Source organism: Salinisphaera sp. G21_0, from assembly GCF_017744115.1.
Lineage (GTDB): Bacteria > Pseudomonadota > Gammaproteobacteria > Pseudomonadales > Endozoicomonadaceae > Endozoicomonas.
The window spans coordinates 220,317-240,265 of sequence record NZ_JAGHQW010000001.1 but is presented as its reverse complement, the minus strand read 5'-3'; the positions used below and the strand labels follow the sequence as shown (position 1 = coordinate 240,265).

Here is a 19,949-nt window from a genome sequence, read left to right as displayed (position 1 = left end):
TGGCATCATTTTCTGAATGATGGACTCTTTGAACTCTTCTGAATAGCGGGCCATTGATCACTCACTGGCCGCCCCCTGTTTAGGTTTTTAAATTCAGGAGAGGCGACAACTATGTTGGCACAGGGGGGACATTTATATGCAGAAATCTGCAGAGAAAGATGCAAGCTATCTGCTGAATTACATTAATGATGTTTTAAATCCAGCATCCAAAGATTTTTTTAAGTTGTTGGATGGCAATAAAGTAAAACTGCATCATGCTTTTTCATTTAACTCTATTCTTGCACATGCAATTGACTATATGGTGTTCATTGCAAATAAAATGGGAAAGATTACAAGAAAAGATTTTGTATGTAATTTTGATAAAGAATACTACGTCGATGGATGTGTTCATATAAACAACAAGTTTAGACTGTTGGATGCAATAAATAATTCTTTTAAGCATGTTGAGCTAAGTCAAGATCGATATCATGATCTAATTAGTGCCTGTCAGAAAACCCTTCAGCCCATGAAATGAAAGCCCTGTAGCCAAATATATTGCACGAAGATTATTCCAAACAGGCTACTCTACCGGTTTTTATGCGTCAGACCATCAACCCACAAATGCAGTTGGGAGAAGTTGATATCTCCGCCCTTTCATTCAATTGCAAATCCCGAGATGACATTCCCCGGCTACTCCGGAGCCTACAGCATATCTGGGTAACACCTGATCTTAGGGCAAGAGTATTTCAGGCACTTGAAGGGATGATTCCTGCTGATCGCAACAATGGTCGCCCCGGTATGGAACTCTGGAAAATCCTGGTCTTCGGCTCTCTGCGCCTTGTGACGAATTGTGACTATGACCGCCTTCAGGAACTGGCCAACGAACACAGCACTTTACGAAAGATGCTCGGCCATGGACCATACTGTACACACGCTTATCATATCCAGACACTTCAGGATAATATCAGCCTGTTCACGCCTGAGATACTGGATCAGGTAAACCAGATCGTGGTGGAAGCCGGTCACCAGCTGGTTAAAAAAAAAGATGAACCGCTACATGGCCGTGCCGATTCGTTTGTAGTTAAAACGGATGTTCATTTTCCTACTGATATCAGTTTGTTAAGCGACGCCTGTCGAAAGGTGATTGAGTTTGCATCAGCACTGGCAGACCAATATCAGCTTCCTGGATGGCGGCAACGGGAGTTCCTGAAAAAACAGCATCGAAAGCTCTATCACACAGCACGTAACCTGAAGCATTCAAACTCAAAGTGTGAGTCTAACCAGCAACTTCGTCAGCATGATATTGAGACCGCACATCTTGAGGACATTAGCTATAGCCTGAACCTTCTGAATAAGGCAGAGCACACCTTTGCTCTTGTGCAGAAAAACCACCCCGATGCTCCCAAACTGGAGAACCTGAAATACCATATAGCTCATAGTCACCAGATCGACCTGATCTATCGGCGGCTGATTGAGCACCAACAAATCCCTCATCATGAAAAAGTGTTCTCAATCTTTGAACCTCACACTGAGTGGATCAGTAAAGGCAAGGCCGGAACTCCGGTGGAGCTGGGTCTACGGGGATGCGTACTACAAGACCAGTTCGGTTTTACCCTGCACCACCTGGTGATGCAAAAGCAGTCGGATGATCAAGTGACAGTAGCCATAGCTGAAGGCGCAAAGCAGCGATTCCCTATGTTGAGCCAGGTCAGCTATGACAAAGGTTTCTGGAGCCCGGATAACCTCGCTAAATTGGAGCGCTTCCTGGATAAACCGATTTTACCGAAAAAAGGTAAGCTCTCTGCAGATGATAAAAAGCGTGAATCCCATCCTGAATTTGAGAAGGCGCGAAGAAAGCATTCTGCAGTAGAGTCAGACATAAACGCACTTGAGTCGACCGAACTGGATAAGTGTCCTGACAAAGGCATTGAGTCGTTCAAGCGGTATGTTTCTCTGGCCGTTCTCGCTACTAACCTGAAGCGGTTGGGGAAAATCCTGCTGGATAGGGATCGATAGACTCCTCTCAATAAGGATTAACCAAACCTGAAGAATAATTGTGGCTGCACAAGGGATTTGCATATCTGAAAAGCGTTGTATTTGAACATTTTTTAAGCAAAAAACAGAGAGAAGGCTATTCTTGACCTGAATTAGAAGACTCTGGTTAGCATGGACTGATTTACCAGCCATTCAATCTTGGTGGTAACGAGGGTTTTCTGACAGGCACTAAATATATATATTTTTCAGATATACCAAACTATATGTTTGGAACTATCAGCAACTTTATACCTTGCCCCCCTAAACCTTCACTTGGAATCTTATATTTTAATTTTTGATGAAACAGAAATCAGCCTGGTTAACTTTCAGCTGCCGCCTCCAAACAGGGCATCAGAGACTGTTCCGTCCAAAAGGGGGTTTGATAAACCCGACAAGCCCGTTGGTAAAACCAGTCCCTGCGCTGATGGTAAATATTGGCAATGTTTTCCAGCTTCTGATGGTATTGCTGCAGGCCTGCATCCTGATCGTCTGAGCTTAATGCCCTGAACAACATATCAGCACTGGCCATTGCATTAAATATCCCCTGTGAGGATATTGGATCAAAACTGAGAGCCGAATCACCACAGGCAGCCCACTGACGACCATATGGCCGGACAAGATGACTACCACGGGCATCATGAGCCTGCAGATCGGATGAAACAAAATCAGGCAGAGGCACACGACGACTGATTAATTCTGTGGCACCTAACATCTGGTGCCAGAGAAGTGGTCTACGGCGTATTATCTTGGCCTGTTCCGGATTCGTGTGAAGTATTGCCAGCCAGCGTCTATCGGGTAACTGGGCGGCATACCACCAGCCATTTTCCCGGCTTTCTATCAGAGTCTGTCCATACATGGGCTGAGTATCTGGCTGAGGAAAAGATACCGCCCACAGAGCGACCAATGGCCGTGATTTAACTCTGGGCACTCCCCTTTTACGCGCAAAAACGGCACCTCGACCACTGGCATCAATGACAAACCGGCTTTTCACCGATTGGCCATCATCTGTTTGCAAACGCCAGGTCTGGCTTCTTAAACTGGCCTCTTTCAACCGTCCCAGACAATGCTGTACACCGGATTCAACGGCCTGAGTAAACAGCTGCTTTTCGAACACCACACGGTTGATTCGCCAGCCCAGCCCTCCTGCGGAAGCAAGATGATCCTGCTGGATAAGATCACCAGCCCAGTAAGAGTCAGTACCGTATATGGGGTAATGGATTGACGGATCAATCGGCTCAAGTTTTAACGCCCATAGCAAGCGATTCATTGCGGATGGCAGAGATTCACCGACCTTATCACCGGAAAAGTCAGGTCGATCCACCAGCAAAACCTTAAAACCCTCTCGAGCCAGCAGGGCGGCGGAAACCGTTCCAGCTGGCCCTGCACCAATAACGGCAAAATCATACATAGTCGTTTATCAGTCCTTCCTGCGTTTACGTTTACGCTGACGCAGTCGGACTGCATTTCGCCACTGCTGCTCGCTTGCCCACCCCGCCTGACGGAGTTTATCTTCCCGTGACAGTGCCCTGCCAGTGGCTGGTGCGCCTGCCTGTAGCTGCAGGGTCTGTTTAAGCTGGTTAAGGTCTTCTTTGTAGGCGCTATTTTCCACATATATAACCTCTGGAAAATCCGGGTCATCTTTGATACCTGGCCGCGCTTCAACGATCCCCTGGGCACTGAACTCAGCGACCATGCGCTCCATAACTTCTGCAGTGTCCGGATCCTTCCCGTTTTCAAGCTTTTGATCGACGAACCGATTCCAGCTGGCACGCTGATTATAAGCCGCTAAACGAATGTCCCTGGGCTGGGACGTGTCCATTACCAGCATGTAAGCCGCCTCTGTTAATACCGTATTTGGTACTCTGGCAGGCCAGAAGCTGGGCAGATAAAGATCATAGTCAGGGTCATAGCCGGAGCGGCAAAATGCCGTATCGCCTTGCCAGGGAAGTCCCATCCACCGGGTAAGTCCACCGGCTACCTGTGCATAGAGTGGGCCATCCGGTGCCAGCACCTGTTCCTGGTTTAACGTTGCCCCCCACTGATCAGGCAGTTCTGGCACTGTGCTCTGCCGGATTCTGAACGGTTTCCGGTATAAGCTGGCGTGACGCATGGGCCAGGTCAGCTCACAGCCAGGATGAAAAGCATCGGCCAGACAAAACGTCATTGCCGCTCTGTCCAGCATCTCAGGTTGTTCTTCAAGAGGCACCTCGCTCAACGTTCTGGCAGGCTCAAAACCGGGCTTCCAGTCATTGTCAAAATGGCCATCGGCCCATCGCTGTAGATGCATTTGCTGTAAAGAAGGCAGTGCCAGCATCGTATTGGGGGAGCCCCCTTGAAGGTCCCCATTAAAATCATCCCCATAGAGCCAGGGCCAGAGACGGGGATCATTAAACCCAGGCTGAAATGGCCGGAAGGTATTCAGTATCTGTCGTCTTAACTCACCGTAGGGGTCAATGACTGCTGGCTCTCCAGATAACGGTGAGACAACCCGCTTTGGCGTTTGTGCCAGCCTGGCAATGAACTCCGGGTTACTGAAATCCATTGGCCGCCCTTTACCAAACATGGCAGCAAACCCCTGGTTAACCCATTGCAGGTTGGAAAATCGCTTCAAAAATGGCAGTACATCTCTGGTGAAAAGGGTGGTATCCGGCACCGCAAACCACCCGTTTTGTGTATAAACATCCACCATCAGATCATACATCGTACGCCAGCTGGTCAGCTCCGGCGCATAGTTAGGCGGAGCTGTAATCACCCAGGCACCTTCAACCGGAATATTCCTGCCATTAATGGCCACCGTCGCATTGACCGGCCCATCCGACATATCATCATACCAGTCGGGGGCATTATTAAAGGAATCCGGGTCATCTTCCAGAAACGGCGGTTGATGTGAGGGTGATGCTGACTTGCCATGCCCCCCAAGAAAGATAAGACGTCCACTTTCATCGGTTTGCAGTTCACCCAGATAGACCTTCTGGCCTTTAAACGTACCGGAATCAAAACGATATTCAGGACCATGGCTGCTAATGCCCGAGATCTCCCTCACTCCCGGATCAATGACCAGTTCTTTCCTGGCCTCGCCTTTTATCTCTTCATTTCGTCGCTCGACCACCAGGTCTCTCGATTCCGGTATATCCATTGCCTGAATAAAATGAAACCAGTCTGCCTTATCGTTGGCGACGTGTACCTGCCACGTAATATTTGCATTTTCACTGGTCAGCTCGCTGACCACTTCACCCGCAGCGTTGTAACCGTATATTCGAAACCGTGCGGCCTGACGCTTCAGCGAATTCTCAGGCGTTCGGTAGAAACCATTTGCTTCCGGTGCAGGCTCGGTAACTTCTGGCCCAATAAAATAGGCGGTTTCGGCATTACCCACTCTGGCGACACCAATACCGGGATGTATCGCCGCACGGACAATCACATCATCTTTACAGGGAGGAATGACCTGATCTGGCCTGGAGCTGACCGGTTCACCATCTGGCACGCCATTGGCATTTCTGCGCTGCTGCGCAGACGCAGCGTACACATCCCGGCGAGCCTCGGCAATTGAGCCCTGAGGCCGGTGCTCTTCAGTAACCCGCCAAATATTGAAACTGAGATTTTCCCCGTATTCCGCCTGACCTCTTGCATTGATGTCCTGTTTTGGAAAACGCACTTCTGCAATCGGGATAAAGGGACTTTCACTTTCGGGCCACTCGACCATCGCCTGATCCAGCGGCATGGCATCAGGATCGGTTCTCAGCTGCACACAGAAGTCAAAGTACACGTCCTCTGTTGCCAGTCTGGCAGACATTTCCTGAGCAAGATACGTCGGATTGGCAGGCTGCTGACTAGGAGGAGCATCGTTAAGGCGTGGCTTCAGCATGTATTTCACATACTGATTATCACCCAGAGAAAAAGGCAATATCCCCCAATAGGCAATGGCCAGTGCCGACCCTACCGGTCTGGCCATCTCATCCAGGATTCTGGCAGTGTCGGGGTGGCTGTCAAGGTAAGGCTGATAGTTCCTGTTTACAACACCCGCCCGGGTGAATTCACACATATCCTTTGCCGTGTCGACAAAAAATACAGGGAAGTTCTGCATAATAAAATCAAAGGTTTTTTCCTCAGGGAGACCAAAGATTTTGGGAGTTGGTGTATCAAACAGCTTTAAGCCAACACCACAGGTGGTTTTAAAGTCTGAATAGCCAGGCAGAGTATCTGAAGAAAAACGTGCCCACAGAGCATATTCGTCACCCGCAAACAAACCAATGCGCAGATGTTCCGGCAGGTCTGGCCTGACCTTGAATACGCCCTTCACAACACCATGAGGCTTTAAAAAAACAGGCCTTCTAGCCGGGCACTGCCCCTGATCAATCCGCCCCTGCTGGATCTGATTAACAAACATCTCTACCAGTGACGCTGTAGGATTGTCACAATTGATATTATCTTTATTATGGTTCTTAGCCATCACAAATCCTTTTTAATAAAAACGTCAGTGTCTAAATAATGGTTTTCCTGCTACGGAGATAACATTTCTTATCCTGGCTGTACTTGGTTTTGATATCGACCAGCTCCTGATAGTGCTCCCCAAAGTAATCGGGTGTAGGGACGGAACTGTCTTTGAAACTGATAAATGAACCACTGGTATAGGGAATGTTGTAATTACGACAACTTTCTATCCAGTCCTGCGCCCTGTTCTCATGGGCCCGTGTAGCAGCCATACGCTGAAGGACATGATCATCGACAATAACCTCCCGATCCATGTTACCTGATTGACAAATCTGCTGCTGCTCAGCCGGGCTCACACTGGCATAATGAGTGGTGTTCCACCACGCCTGATATTGAATAGTGAAAGGGCGATCAGCATAAGGAAAGGCTATATCCTGATGTGGATTATCCTGACGGTAGAACTCACCACTGATGGCACCCAGTGTAATATAGGCTGATATACTGGTCTGCTCATCCCCTTTCAGCAAAGGCGATTGCAATGATTTAACCAGTGCTTTACGGCCTTCATTTCCACAGCTTTCCTCAAGCCATTGTGGTGTTGGCATTTTCGATGTAATTTTGTGCGGGGCGGGCCCGTCATGTTCCAGAGAGAGAAAAGCTTTTGAGTGTTTGTCCCAATGCTCAAAGCTCAGCGCATATGGCAGTTTTTCACTGCCTTTCGCGATGGATTTATGATGGATGGACCGTTCACATATAGTGTCAAAATAGTGAATAAGCTCATTTTCTATCCTCTTCATCCGGCGGAGCTTTTTCAGATTGCAGTCATGGCTGTCACCGTAAACAATAAAGCAGGCAACCACCATCGCAAACTCTTCGAGCATGATTCGAAGATCCTCACAGCTCCCCCCGAAATGACCATTAAATTGCCAGTCCAGTACAGCATCCTCGCTGATGTCCTCTTCAGACTCTACCCCTTTGGCAACAACTTTAAGATTGGTTCCAATAAGCTTGGGATGTTTACCCGCTGCAATCAGCTCTTCCCAGGCTTTAATCACGTGCACAGCTTTGAGGTTTCTGAATTCGGGCAAATCATCCCTTTTTATGGAAAAGCTGAGGGCTACCTCGGGTAATGAAAAAGGCTCAAAATCCAATTCGGTCACGATGCCATAACTCAGACCACCACCGCCTTTGAGTGCCCATAACAGTCTTCTATCCTGTTGGCTGTCATCACCTTCATCAACATCGATGTCATTGCCAGAGACCGCTGGCCTGCCCGATTGATACTGATCCAGCCGTTGACTATTACCCAACTGGCGAATGGAGCCATCACCCAGAACAATGGTGGCTCCAGTCAGACGCTCACACCCCATACCATACTTGCGAGTCCAAGGCCCCCAGCCACCACCAAGGGTATAGCCGGCAATTGCCACAGTCTGGCAGGTACCGTGGGCGATACCAAGCCCTGCTTTATCAAGCACAGGCTTGATACACTCAAACCTTGCCCCAGGCTGAACTCTCAAGTATGTTTTCTTTTTTACAGAATTACTGTCGTTTACATAGACGGTAGACACATCATTCATCAAACCAAAATCAATCAGAACTTTTCCTGTCGCTACTGATTCACCTTCATGATCATGCCCTCCTGATCTCACCGTAAATGGCAGATCATTTTCCGAGCAGTATCTAACGACAATAGACACTTGAACCGTTGACTTCACACGAACAATCAGTGCCGGCATAAAATCAAATTTTCGATTAAACACTTTGCGCAGTTTGTTATATTGTTCTGCATCCTGATCACAATTTGGGCGTATAAAATCCGGACTACACTCTTCTTCTTCGAATTGGGCAATAAGCTGATCTATTTTTTGTTCTGTCACTGTCACGCTTTAACATTCCTGTCATTATTTTTAAGAGGAAATATTGTTTTCAGCTACTACCCAGAATTCTTTAGTTGGTTTTATTCAACGGGTTGGCACTCAGCTGAATAACCCTGAGCATTAGAACCCACTCTCCCGTACAACAACTCCCCATAATTGATCCCATAGATAGCCTGACAAACTTCGTCCATCGACATCCACTCTGACAGTGCCCACGCTTACCTGCTCGACAGCCAGGCCCGATTGCTGAGCGTTAAACCTTACCCGGTAAACGCCCTCACGCGGCATTGCCCGCCCCTGCTCATCACGGATAACCTCAATGGCACCGCCATAGTCGGCACTCAGATATTCTGTTTCCATTACACGACTGGCGACCGGGCTTATATCCATGACCGATGCTGCCACCGGAGATGCCGTAATATCATCCGGATAAAAACGCCCCATATCACCTTTAGCAATGCGCCCAAGATCTCCCGGAGCGATATAGGCATCAATGATAAATCCTGACTCGCTTCGTAATTGCAACAGCTTACTTTCTGGATTCACCCATTGCCCATGGGTAAGGAGGTTGTCCAGATACACAACGATACCATCCACTGGTGCTTTAATATCCAGTAACGCCTGTTGTTTTTTCAGGCCGGACTGCGCTTTTATCAGTGCGCGCCTGCGCTGTAAAAACACCGGATAAGACTGGGTATATTCAACCGTCGAAGCCATCCGGTTCAATAACGTATCCAAAAGGTCCAACTGGATGTCAAGTTGCTGCAACTGATAAAGTAAGTCACTGTTTTTCAGCCGAAAGAGCAGCTGTCCTTGTTTGACAGGCTCTCCTTCTTTTACAAAAACGTTCTCTATCACACCACCTGCCTGGGGAGGAAAAACCTCAACGGCATCAGTGGCCACCAGAACAGCCGGAAGGCGCAAGGTTGTATTAATGGGTAGAAATAGCATCAGACACAACAGAGACAATACGGCCGTTTTCATCATCAGGTTTCGCCCCCATTGAATAGATTGCCTGATAGACCATAAATAGCTGGCTTCACTGGCAACAGGGCGAACGATAAACCAGCCAATGGTTGCAACCAGTAATATCATACCCGCCAGTTTGAAAAACAATTGATAAACCAGAAGTGCAATACCCGTTAGCAGCAGCAAACGATAGATCCATGTCCCATAGGCATAGACCAACAGTTTTCTTTTCTGTTTTCTATTCCACAGCTCAGGCATCGGATGCGAAAGCTTAAATATCCACTCACGGAGTTGCCACCGTGCCAAAGCGAATGCCCTGCTCTGTAGATTCTCAATCCGCCACCCATCGGATAAAAGGTAATAGCCATCGAAGCGCATCAATGGGTTCAGGTTAATCAGCAGACTGCTGATCCAGGTCACTGCCGCCAACATGAATACGGCATTTTTTACATTACCATCAGGAAGAAAGGGCCAGATAAAAACCGCCAGACAGGCAATAATCATCTCTGCAACAATACCTGCAACGCCAATCATCATTCGTTTACGATAAGAACCCAGTCGCCAGCTATCGGTTGTGTCGGTATACAGAATGGGGAAAAACACAATGAGCGCAATGCCCATGGTGGGAATCCGGCAACCATAGTATTTTGCCACGAGGCCATGCCCAAACTCATGAACCACCTTGGTTAGCACCAAGGCAATCAAAAAATAAATGACTCCACCGGGTGACATCAATGATGTCGTCGAGTTAACAAAGGCATCCCACTGTCTGAAGCTCAGATAAAATCCAACAACGCCCAACAACCCAATAAGGTAGCCCCAGCGAACATGAATGGCTTTCTTGAATAACGGCATCAACTGTTCAAGAAAAGCATCTGGATTAATAAGAGGAATACGGTAAAAAAGATAACTGAAAATCAGCTGGAACTTCCGGCCCTCCTGTTCTTTTTTCTGCCTGCAAATAAGCCGGGACAGATCATCAGCGGTTGTCACTTTTAATAACTGGTTCTCCAGTAGAAAGGTCTTTACATTTTCCACGGCATTCTGATCAACCGCCCCTTTTTCTTTATCCATCCGTTCAGACAGGCTGCCTTCCCGCCAATAATGCAGAATTAACAACGCCTCCTGCTCTATACGGAAGTACTGATTTCGGATCGGGTCGAAAATAAACCACCCTGGAGCCCCTCTTGCATCCTGCTCACCGGGCAATAGCTGAAGCTCTTCTCGTAAAGCAGGAAAATCACCCATTAAAAACCAATCCACTGTCGTAAATAAGCCAGGGGTCGTCTGAGCAGGTACATAGCCAATGGGGCATATTCTCCATAAAGTTTTGCTGTACCCTGTAACCCAATCCTTGGGAGTTCTTCCGATCCACTCTCATTGGTATGCAATGAAGCTTTCAGCCGATAGGCAAGGATACCTTCTGGAGTCACTTCAGCATCGTATGAAGCATAAGTGAGCGTTGCCACCAACGGCTCCAACGGCAGGGTATCCAGAAATAGTTTTACGTCGGTGCCGGGTGTTAAAGCAATCGCATCACGAACCGGAAGAAAAATCTGCAGCTCTACCAAACCGGGGTCGGCAATATAGAAAATGCGTTCTCCCTGCTGAACGGGCTTACCTGTCCAGTCACTTTTATCACGAAATACCGCTATTCCTGGCTGTCGGGCACTCACCGTTGACCGTTCAAGTAATTCTCTTGAGTAACTGAGTTCCGCCTTCTTCAAGTTCACCCTGGCCTGTAACTCCGCAATCTGTTCGGCAGAGCGCCCATCCAGAAATGACTGCTGCCTGACTTTCAATAGCTGAGCGTCTGAAACCAGCAACTCCTCCTCCACCAGCAATAGTCGGTTACGAAGATCGGTATCCTCAAACCGAATCAGTGGCTGACCGGGTGTAACCTGTTCATGGGGCGTAACCAGCACCTCCTTGATAACACCAGTCAAGGGAGCCACCACTAACTCGGGCTGATCAGCAACCACTTCGGCAGGTGCCAGAACCGAAAGCCTGACGGGAATAAACATACTGATCGTCAGAATACCCAGAAACCACCAACGCAGGTTATACTGCCTGAACGTGTTCAACCACTGCCTGCGAACGGGTATGAGAGCCTGCCAGGCATGGGCCATTGTCTGTGCAATATGATCGGCCAGCGTCTGTTCATGTGGTGAAAAAGGAAGTTGACGATTGACCAACATCAGACCAACCCTGCGCCCATCAGGATGTATCAAAGGGATCAGGAGCGTTGCAGGTTTGAACCAGCCAGGAACCTCTCCGGTCTTGTTTCCCAAAGAATTGCTCACCGGTTGAGACAGGTCTACAGGCTTACTCCGCTCAGGAGATTCCTCAAGTAACCTGTGACTGATCAACGCTTCCAGTGGTTTCACGAAAGGCGCGTTATGATCCATGCCAGATACATCACTGGAGGCAACGGCAGTCAACCGATGATCACTGTGCTGCTTGAATAAAACCAGATGATCCGCATGAATCAGGGATTTCAGCCGGTTCAGCATGATTGAATGAAGAGATGACTCATCCGTTGCACTGCGGATCTCTTTTTCCAGACTCAGCAAACGCAAATAAGCATTAACTTCCCTGGATTGTTTTTTGTCAGCAGTGTCTGAATTATCTGGATTTTTTGTTCTTATCGGTGTTGTTATCAAACCAGACCGTTCCACTCATTCCTGCCATCAGATCGCTGTGCGCCTTGTTTAACTGCCCGGTAACCCGGACAGACTGACTGACAGCATCCACTCGTGCTCCCAGGCGAGTAATATATCCTGCATACTCCTTTCCAGTTTCGTCAACCATCAAGGAAAATGGAACACCCGTTTCCAGCCAGCTCAACCAGCTTGATGGCAGCACCAGACTGACTTCAAGCTGACTGTCATCCAGCAGGGAAATAAGCTCATCACTCACCGCCACACTTTCAAAGGGATTGACCATAACATCGACAACACGCCCGCTGAAGGGTGCTTTCAATGTGCATCGCTCTTTCATGGTCTTTGCAGAATCAAGTCTTGCTTTCATACGATCAACATCCAGCTCGGCCAGGCGAACCTCCATCTGACCCGCGGAATTCAGCCGGAATAAATCACGCTTGTTTTCCAGTTGAAGCAAAGCCCCCCCATGATCAGCCTGAGCCTCATCGAGGTTAGCCTGCAGGAGAGAGCAATCAAACAGCATCAGGGGATCCCCCTTATTAAAAGCTTCTCCATTGCGAACAGTAATGGCATTGATTCGTGCAGCCAGTTCACTGGAAACAACCGCCTCCTGAACCGGTTCAAGCATGGCCCTGACAGCAAGGTCAGAACGAGTATCAGCAAAGCTCAATGGAATGACAAAGACGATTATCAGCAGGAGCCCACTGCGTAACAACAAAACAACGTTTGACATGTTTACTGAGCCTGCTTCCCGATCTCACTCCATGCTTTCTCGCCACTGGCCAATGCACTGGCCAGGGTGTCAATGGAATAGTCTGCCACACTCTCCGTTAACGGATCTGCTCCAATTGTCAGGTACACACGCCCATATGCTGACTGAAGCAAGGCATAGCTTTCACCCATTTGCAGTTCAGCAAATACCGCATTCAACTCCCGCTCAATCACATCCAGCTCATGACCGGACTGACTGTCAGCAGTAGCACTGACATAATTGAGAATGCGGTTTTCAACATCAAAAATTGCCTTGTCGGTCTGATACATGGCCACCGTTTCAGAGAAGTCCTGAACGGCAATATGGACCTGACTGAGAACCGCCATATTTAATGCAAGCCGACGTGTGTCTACCACCTCAGCCTGCGACTTCGCAATATCTAAACGCTGATTAAAGGTAGCGATATCCAGCAGGTCCCCCGAAATCATGGCACTGAAATCCAGCCAGCTGGCATGCCTATTATAATCATTACTGTCGTAATTGTAGGTGGTGCTCAAGGTCAGGGACGGCATCAGGCTAACCATCGTACGCTTGATTTCTGCCGCAGAGATTCGATCGTGATACCCCTCCTCCCGCAACTCAGGCCGTTGTAGCAGCGCCAGCTCTTCAAGCTGTTCAATAGAAAGGGGAATATCAGGCATCGTTACTTCAGGCTGTTGAAGTGTGAAATCCGTACTTAGCGGCAGGCTCATCAATGTCGCAAGCTCTGTCTTTGCCGTCACCAGGTTTCTGCGCACTTCATTCAACTGGCGCATGCTACTCAACAGACGCTGCTGATACTGCAAGCTTTCCAGTGGTGTTTTCAGGCCACGCTTTTCCACCTGCTGAGACGACAGCAGGGCCTTTTGAATTCGGTCCATCAACGGCGCGATATCATCCAACACATTTTGTGCAGCCCAGGCACGCCAGTAGCTGTCTCGAACCTCTCCAATAATATTCTGAATTACTTTACGACGACGCTCGGCAACAATCATCAGGCGGTCAGCCTGTTGTTTCGCACGATAATAGGAAACACCGAAATCCAGAATATTCCAGGATAATCCCAGGTCAGCAACCATACGCTCACGTTCCTGTGATGTGGAAACTTCAAGGCTCTCATTGCCCGTAATCAGAGAGCGGGAGTTGGAGCCGGAATCATTATTGCGCCCTCTATAACCGGCATTCGCTACCAGCGAAGGCAGCATATCCAGACGTGAAACATCCAGCATATCACTGGCCAGAGCCTCTTCCATGATTTTCAGTCGGTGGTCAAGGTTATAGCGAATGGCCCGCGCCATGGCCTCATGCAGACTGACAGAGGAAGTGATGGGTTCCTGATCCTGATAGAGCTGCTGACCATCCGCTGATACCCGCTCTTTGTGCTCCTGTTCTGAAATAACAACAGGCTTCACTGAACATGCAGATAAGGCAAATGCAGACAATACCAGCCAAAAGTGAAAGGGGGGGTTCACGCTATTCTCTCCTTGAATGCTAAACAGCCATTTATTGTTAGATTTTTTATGAATGTTCTGTTTCAGAGTCTTCTGCCCGGACAACGTGCATCAAGGCTTCATCCAGCTTCTGCATGTCCATTTGCAACCCATCAACGGCCAATGCCAGCTGCGTTGAAAAAACCTGCACAGGGTAATCGTGAGTCGATAATGACAGTTCTTCACCTTCCGGAGGCTCTTCATTGAGCCCTTCTCCCTCTAACGGCAATTGTTGTGGGTCACTCTCTTCCTGTTGGCCTGACTCGTTATTAAATTCAGCCTCTTCACCCAACTCAGCCTCAAATTCAAAGGCGACATCAGGCACCTGCATTAATGAAGGCAAAGAAGCCTCAACACTGACCTGACCTGAACTGTCTGTGATTAAATCGGAACCGTAGCGGGCATCAATGAGATTTTGCTGGTTGAACAGTCCCTGTACCGCAAAAGCAGAAGCTTGTGTCTGAGCAGACGTCACCAGACCATTATCCCCTGCCAAAGCCTCAGTCGGGCTGCCAGCGCCGGGTGCCACATCACTGGTAGGTGTTTCCACCGTTAAGCCATCTCCGAGACCAAGCAGCGCTGCCCCATCAGGTGTTGTTAAAGGGTCCGGAATACCGGGCTCCGATGAGGTTTCATAAACCATTTCGCCACTGTCTGGCACATTATCGTCCACCGGGCTGACCACTATCGACTCGTCTTTACCAAGGATGGTCACAGTTACCAGCTGGGTTGTTCCATCGGTAGCAGTATAAGTAATGGTATCCGTAAGCGTGTCGCCCTCATCCAGGTTTGACACAGCTGCCTGATTGAGCGTGTAAGTCCAGGTACCATCATTGAGTTCGAAAGATCCATAGCCATTATCACCACCGGTTATTCCCTGGTCAGCAAAGCCGGGATAATCATCATCGTCCGCATCAGTGATGATCAGAGAACCAGTAGCCGTAGCCGGACTGTCACCTTCATTACCTTCAGTAACACTGCCCGATACCGCACCACTGACCACGGCCACATCATTACTGCCATTAATGGTGACTTTAACCTGTGTCAGGGAGCCATCGCTGGCCGTCACCGTAAAGGTATCACTGACAATGTCACCGGCATCCAGGTTATCCAGTGCACTGCTGGCTATATAATTCCAGTTGCCATTGGCATCGATAGTGAAAGCACCATAAGACCCTGCCAGACTGTTCTGGGGCTGGAAGGTGTTGGTATTATCCACATCACTGTTGGTTAACGTGCCGCTGGTACTCAACAGTGCATTGGTTTCGGTCAGCGATACATCGGCGCTGCTCAAAACAGCAGCATCATTACTGCCATTGATCGTGACTTTGACACTGGTCTGAGTGCCATCAATGGATGTGACCGTAAAGGTGTCACTGACACTGTCTCCCGTATTGAGTGAATCGAATGCACTGTTGGCCACATAATTCCAGTTACCATTGGCATCAATGCTGAACGTGCCGTTAGTACCCGATACATTATTCTGTGACAGGAAGGTGTTGGCACTGTCGACATCGCTGTTGGTCAGCGTACCGCTGGTCGTTAAAGGCGCATTGGTTTCGGTCAGGGATACATCGGCACTGCTGAGAACGGCCGCATCGTTACTGCCACTGATGGTGACTTTAACGCTGGTCTGGGTGCCATCTGTTGCAGTTACCGTAAACGTGTCACTGACATTATCGCCGGTATTCAGTTGATCAAAAGCACTGCTGGCTACGTAAGTCCAGTTGCCATTGGTATCAATACTGAAAGTACCGTTAGCACCCGGAACATTACTTTGAGCTACAAAGGTGTTTGCATCGTCTATATCACTGTTGGTCAACGTGCCGCTGGTACTCAACGGTGCATTGGTTTCGGTAAGGGATACATCGGCACTGCTCAGCTCTGCGGCATCATTGGTACCATTGATGGTCACGGTGATCACAACCTCATTGGCATCAGAGGCAATATAGGTAATGGTGTCCGTCACCGAATCCCCGACATTCAGAGACTGAACGGTGGATTGATTCAGGGTATAGGTCCAGGTTCCACTTGAGAGAGCAAAAATCCCATACCCATTATCGCCGTTGGTTGCCCCCTGATCCGCAATCCATGGGCTGTCCCCTGTATCAACATCCGTGATGGTGAGTGAGCCACTGGCCGTAACGGCACTATCACCCACATTTCCTTCATCTACACTACCGGTTTTATCACCGGATATAACCGATGGATCATCCGAAGCCACCACCGACACGGTTGTAGTGGCTGTTCCGGTGTAACTGTCCGTATCGGTGGTTGCAATAGAAATGGTCCGGTCTGAGGTATCGGGGTTATCGCTGGTGTTGACGAACTGTAACTCTTTCAGCAATGCCAGATACTCCGCCGTAGTCGCATTACCAGAAAGGGTGATCCTGGCTGCATTGTCGTAAGTGATGGTAATACCATTAACAACATCAGCATTGTCACGACCATTTAATGTAATACTGTCGCTTGTTTTAGCATTGGTGAGATCAATCACCATCTCATTTAAATGTGTGCTGTCGGCATCAAAAATACTGGCGGTAGCGGCAACCACCGACACCGGAGTATTGGTATTATTTTCGGTAAACGTCACTCCAGGCCCGGTATTAACAACAGGTGCTGCCACCACAGAAACAGTAGTATTGACGGTGTTGGACTGGTTGTTAGCTGAACCACCATCATCAACCTGGATACTGATTGTTCTGGCTCCCGGCGTGGCATCCAAAGGGTTTTCACTGTTCTGGTAACGTATCTGTTGAATCAGTGCCTGATAGTGGGCGATTGTCGTTGATCCGGACAGGTTGATTTCGTTCGCCGAGGTGTAGGTAATAGAGATACCGTTCACCGTGGCAGGAGTCCCATCAATAGTAAGGCTTTCACTGGCACCATCCCGCGTACCGGTTAAGGTGATGACGGCACCTGCTATCTCAGTATCATCGATATCGGTAATGCTGAAATCTGTATCCACCACCGCCACACCGGTTGGGCTGCCTGCGGCAAAGGTGGTTTCATAGCCTGCAGCACCGCCGGAGCTGTTATCCGGGTCAGCATTCACAACAGGGCTATCATTCACAGCCGTAATATTAATATTGATAGTGCCCAGATTCACATTACCTGAGCCTGCACCATCGTTAGCAGTCACAGTGATGGTTGCAGCACCATTGCCACTGGCGTTCTGGGCACCTGTGTATTTGATGTTGCTCGCTGTATTCAAATAGGTATTGATATCCGCAACACTGCCCTGCAGGGTTATTGTAGTGCTGTTGACCAGAGATTCTGTGACACCGGAACCTACCCCTGCACCATCGGCGGGAGCACTGAATGTGCCTGCACTCAGTGTCAGAGTAACGGTGATGTTATCGCCATCCACATCAGAAAAGCTGGCAGAAGATAAATCCAGATTACCCTCGGTATCTTCAGTGACGGTCACACTGGCTGGCAGAGTGGCTGTGGGATCGTCGTTAACCCCCGTGATATTCATGTTGATTGTGCCCAGATTCACATCCCCTGAGCCAGCGCCATCATTGGCGGTTATAGTAATGGTTGCTGCGTTATTACCATTGACGTTCTGGGCACCTGTGTACTTGATGTTGGTCGCTGCATTCAAATAGGTGTTGATATCAGTAGCACTGCCCTGCAGGGTTACTGTTGTGTTATTGACCAGAGATTCTGTGACACCAGAACCTATCCCTGCACCATCGGCGGGCGCACTGAATGTGCCTGCGCTCACTGTCAGAGTGACTGTGATGTTATCGCCATCCACATCAGAAAAGCTGGCGGAAGATAAATCCAGATTATTTTCGGTATCTTCGGTGACGGTTACGCTGGCTGGCAGGGAAGCTGCTGGGTCATCGTTGACCGCAGCGATATCGATATTGACTGTCTGCGGGGTCATGGAATCACTACCATCCGTAGCAGACACCGTGAGGATAGCAGCATCGTCACCATTGGCGTTTTCCGCACCGGTGTATTTAATATTGCTGGCAGTATCCAGATAGGTGTTGATAGCGGCTGCACTGCCCGCAAGGGTGATCTGCGTATTGCTGGCCAGAGTGGCTGTTACCCCTCCACTACTGACAGGAGCAGTGAATGTACCGGCATTTACTGTCAGGGTAACGGTGAGATTATCGCCTTCGAGGTCAGAAAAACTGGCGGCGGATAAATCCAGGTGAGTTTCGGTATCTTCTGTGGCAGAGATATCGGTTGGAAGTCCGGTTAATAATGGAGGGTCATTGGTCACACCAGCGCCCTGAACCACCTTAAATGCGAGATCAATAGTGGGGTATGGGGAGCCATCAACAATCCCCCCCCCAACAGCATTGTCATTAGTTATATAACCCAGATCAACCTCAGCTCCAGTAAAATAAAAAGTGTATTCGTTTTCGGCGGTGATGTTGACCGTGTCGATGATATCTATAGTTTCAAAGGTGTAATCGTCTACAGCTGTTATGGAATCACTAATAGTTACCGACTGTGAATGGACGTGATTTCCGATATCAACACCATTTCCATCATAAATATACAGAGTAATTGTAGTAGCGGTGTTTGAAGCAACATGAATCTGCTCAATGATCCCTGTTTCTGTGGCGGTAAAAACCTGACCAATATCAATGCCAAGACTAGACTGCGATAACTTACCCGAATTATCTATAGTGTTCAGAATGGAGTTATAGCTATCCAGTGTGGGCTGACTAATAGCTACATCCGCGGTCACAGATCCAACTGAAACTTCTAACTCCCAATCACCTCGAAGCTTTGCAGCCCCGGTAAAGTCATCGGAAGCCGCCACATCCGCCCCGGTCAGTTCTGCAAATTGATCGATAAAGGCCTGACCTTCCGCATCCTTCGCCACATTACAACCATAAAGAAGGATATCGCCGTCATCACTGAGTGATTCTCCAATGATGGCCAGCGTCTCCTGCTGCAGTGTCAACCCGTTGGTATTAACCACCTCGCCACTTAGCGACAGTGAGCCAACACTGCCATGAGAAAAAAGATGAACCGCATCCAGTTCCTGATATCCCGCCAGAACGTCAGCGATCTCTTTCAATGTCGCAGAGGAAGAGAGAATATGGACCTGAGCATTTTCCGGGATGCCCATCAGCAGGGTTTCATAATCGGGAATGGAAGGATCAATCAGTACCACCTCGTGACTGGTCGCCCTGAACTCCAGTGCGGCGGACAGTCCCGCACTGCCTTCTGAAGCGATATCCTCCTGACCCGGAGCCTGATGCTGTTCCAACATTACGGCGTCTGATTCATTCAGCGCTTCAACCCCAGTATTCACTAAAGCAGCATCCAGCATAATACGAGGCTCAAGTGCAAAACCGGGAAGACCAGAAGGTTGAGAAGGCTGGACAACAGCACTTTTTGTTTTATGTACACACTGTTTCCAAAGCAACCTGAGGGGTCGAATCATTGAGCCATCCATGCTTATGTCCAACTGATAATTTTTGAAAAGAATAAAAGATTTTTTGTGTATCGGCCAGAGCAATCTTAAAACAAGGACTAGTGCCTCAAGGGCTTGTCACAAACACGGCCATAAACGTTTACCCTTTCGACGGTTTCTCTGACTTATTTTTTGAACAACAAAACCGCTTGTTTTTACTCAACGCATTCAGCAAGATAATTGTGGCTACTGAGCAGTCTGTTATGGTGCTATAGCCCTCACCCCACATACAGGAAAGAATAATCAAGCCCAGTAAACCGGCTTGCTTCGTGTATAAGGTCACGCGGGCTTAAAGAAACAGCA

At 48.6% G+C, this 19,949-nt stretch carries 10 protein-coding genes; 2 read left to right on the top strand and 8 right to left on the bottom strand.

What is annotated here, in order from left to right:
* Nucleotides 1-136 precede the first annotated feature (136 nt).
* Complete coding sequence (locus J7439_RS00965; protein WP_209199814.1) at nt 137-514, top strand: hypothetical protein; 378 nt, start codon at nt 137-139, stop codon at nt 512-514.
* Between the two features lie 62 nt (nt 515-576).
* The gene (locus J7439_RS00960; protein ID WP_209199813.1) at nt 577-1,995 is read left to right on the top strand and encodes an ISNCY family transposase; all 1,419 of its coding nucleotides are present in this window, start codon (nt 577-579) and stop codon (nt 1,993-1,995) included.
* Between the two features lie 337 nt (nt 1,996-2,332).
* Here J7439_RS00960 and J7439_RS00955 read toward each other — a convergent pair whose 3' ends face one another.
* From J7439_RS00955 to J7439_RS00920, 8 genes are all read right to left on the bottom strand, one after another.
* The gene (locus tag J7439_RS00955) at nt 2,333-3,421 is read right to left on the bottom strand and encodes an NAD(P)/FAD-dependent oxidoreductase (protein WP_209199812.1); all 1,089 of its coding nucleotides are present in this window, start codon (nt 3,419-3,421) and stop codon (nt 2,333-2,335) included.
* A 9-nt stretch (nt 3,422-3,430) separates the two neighbouring features.
* On the bottom strand, nt 3,431-6,463 hold the full coding sequence (locus tag J7439_RS00950; protein WP_209199811.1) for a LodA/GoxA family CTQ-dependent oxidase: 3,033 nt from the start codon (nt 6,461-6,463) through the stop codon (nt 3,431-3,433).
* Between the two features lie 31 nt (nt 6,464-6,494).
* Nucleotides 6,495-8,330: an FAD-binding oxidoreductase gene (locus tag J7439_RS00945; RefSeq protein WP_209199810.1), complete on the bottom strand. Its 1,836-nt coding sequence runs from the start codon at nt 8,328-8,330 to the stop codon at nt 6,495-6,497.
* Between the two features lie 114 nt (nt 8,331-8,444).
* On the bottom strand, nt 8,445-10,541 hold the full coding sequence (locus J7439_RS00940; protein WP_209199809.1) for a site-2 protease family protein: 2,097 nt from the start codon (nt 10,539-10,541) through the stop codon (nt 8,445-8,447).
* On the bottom strand, nt 10,541-11,971 hold the full coding sequence (locus tag J7439_RS26840; protein WP_209199808.1) for an efflux RND transporter periplasmic adaptor subunit: 1,431 nt from the start codon (nt 11,969-11,971) through the stop codon (nt 10,541-10,543). The genes J7439_RS00940 and J7439_RS26840 overlap by 1 nt, the downstream gene beginning before the upstream one ends.
* Nucleotides 11,919-12,689: an efflux RND transporter periplasmic adaptor subunit gene (locus J7439_RS00930; RefSeq protein ID WP_209199807.1), complete on the bottom strand. Its 771-nt coding sequence runs from the start codon at nt 12,687-12,689 to the stop codon at nt 11,919-11,921. The genes J7439_RS26840 and J7439_RS00930 overlap by 53 nt, the downstream gene beginning before the upstream one ends.
* 2 nt (nt 12,690-12,691) lie before the next feature.
* Nucleotides 12,692-14,119, bottom strand: a complete 1,428-nt coding sequence (locus J7439_RS00925; RefSeq protein WP_209199806.1) for a TolC family protein — start codon at nt 14,117-14,119, stop codon at nt 12,692-12,694.
* A 106-nt stretch (nt 14,120-14,225) separates the two neighbouring features.
* Nucleotides 14,226-19,484, bottom strand: coding sequence for a VCBS domain-containing protein (locus tag J7439_RS00920; RefSeq protein WP_209199805.1), 5,259 nt, complete (start codon nt 19,482-19,484; stop codon nt 14,226-14,228).
* Between the last annotated feature and the right edge of the window lie 465 nt (nt 19,485-19,949).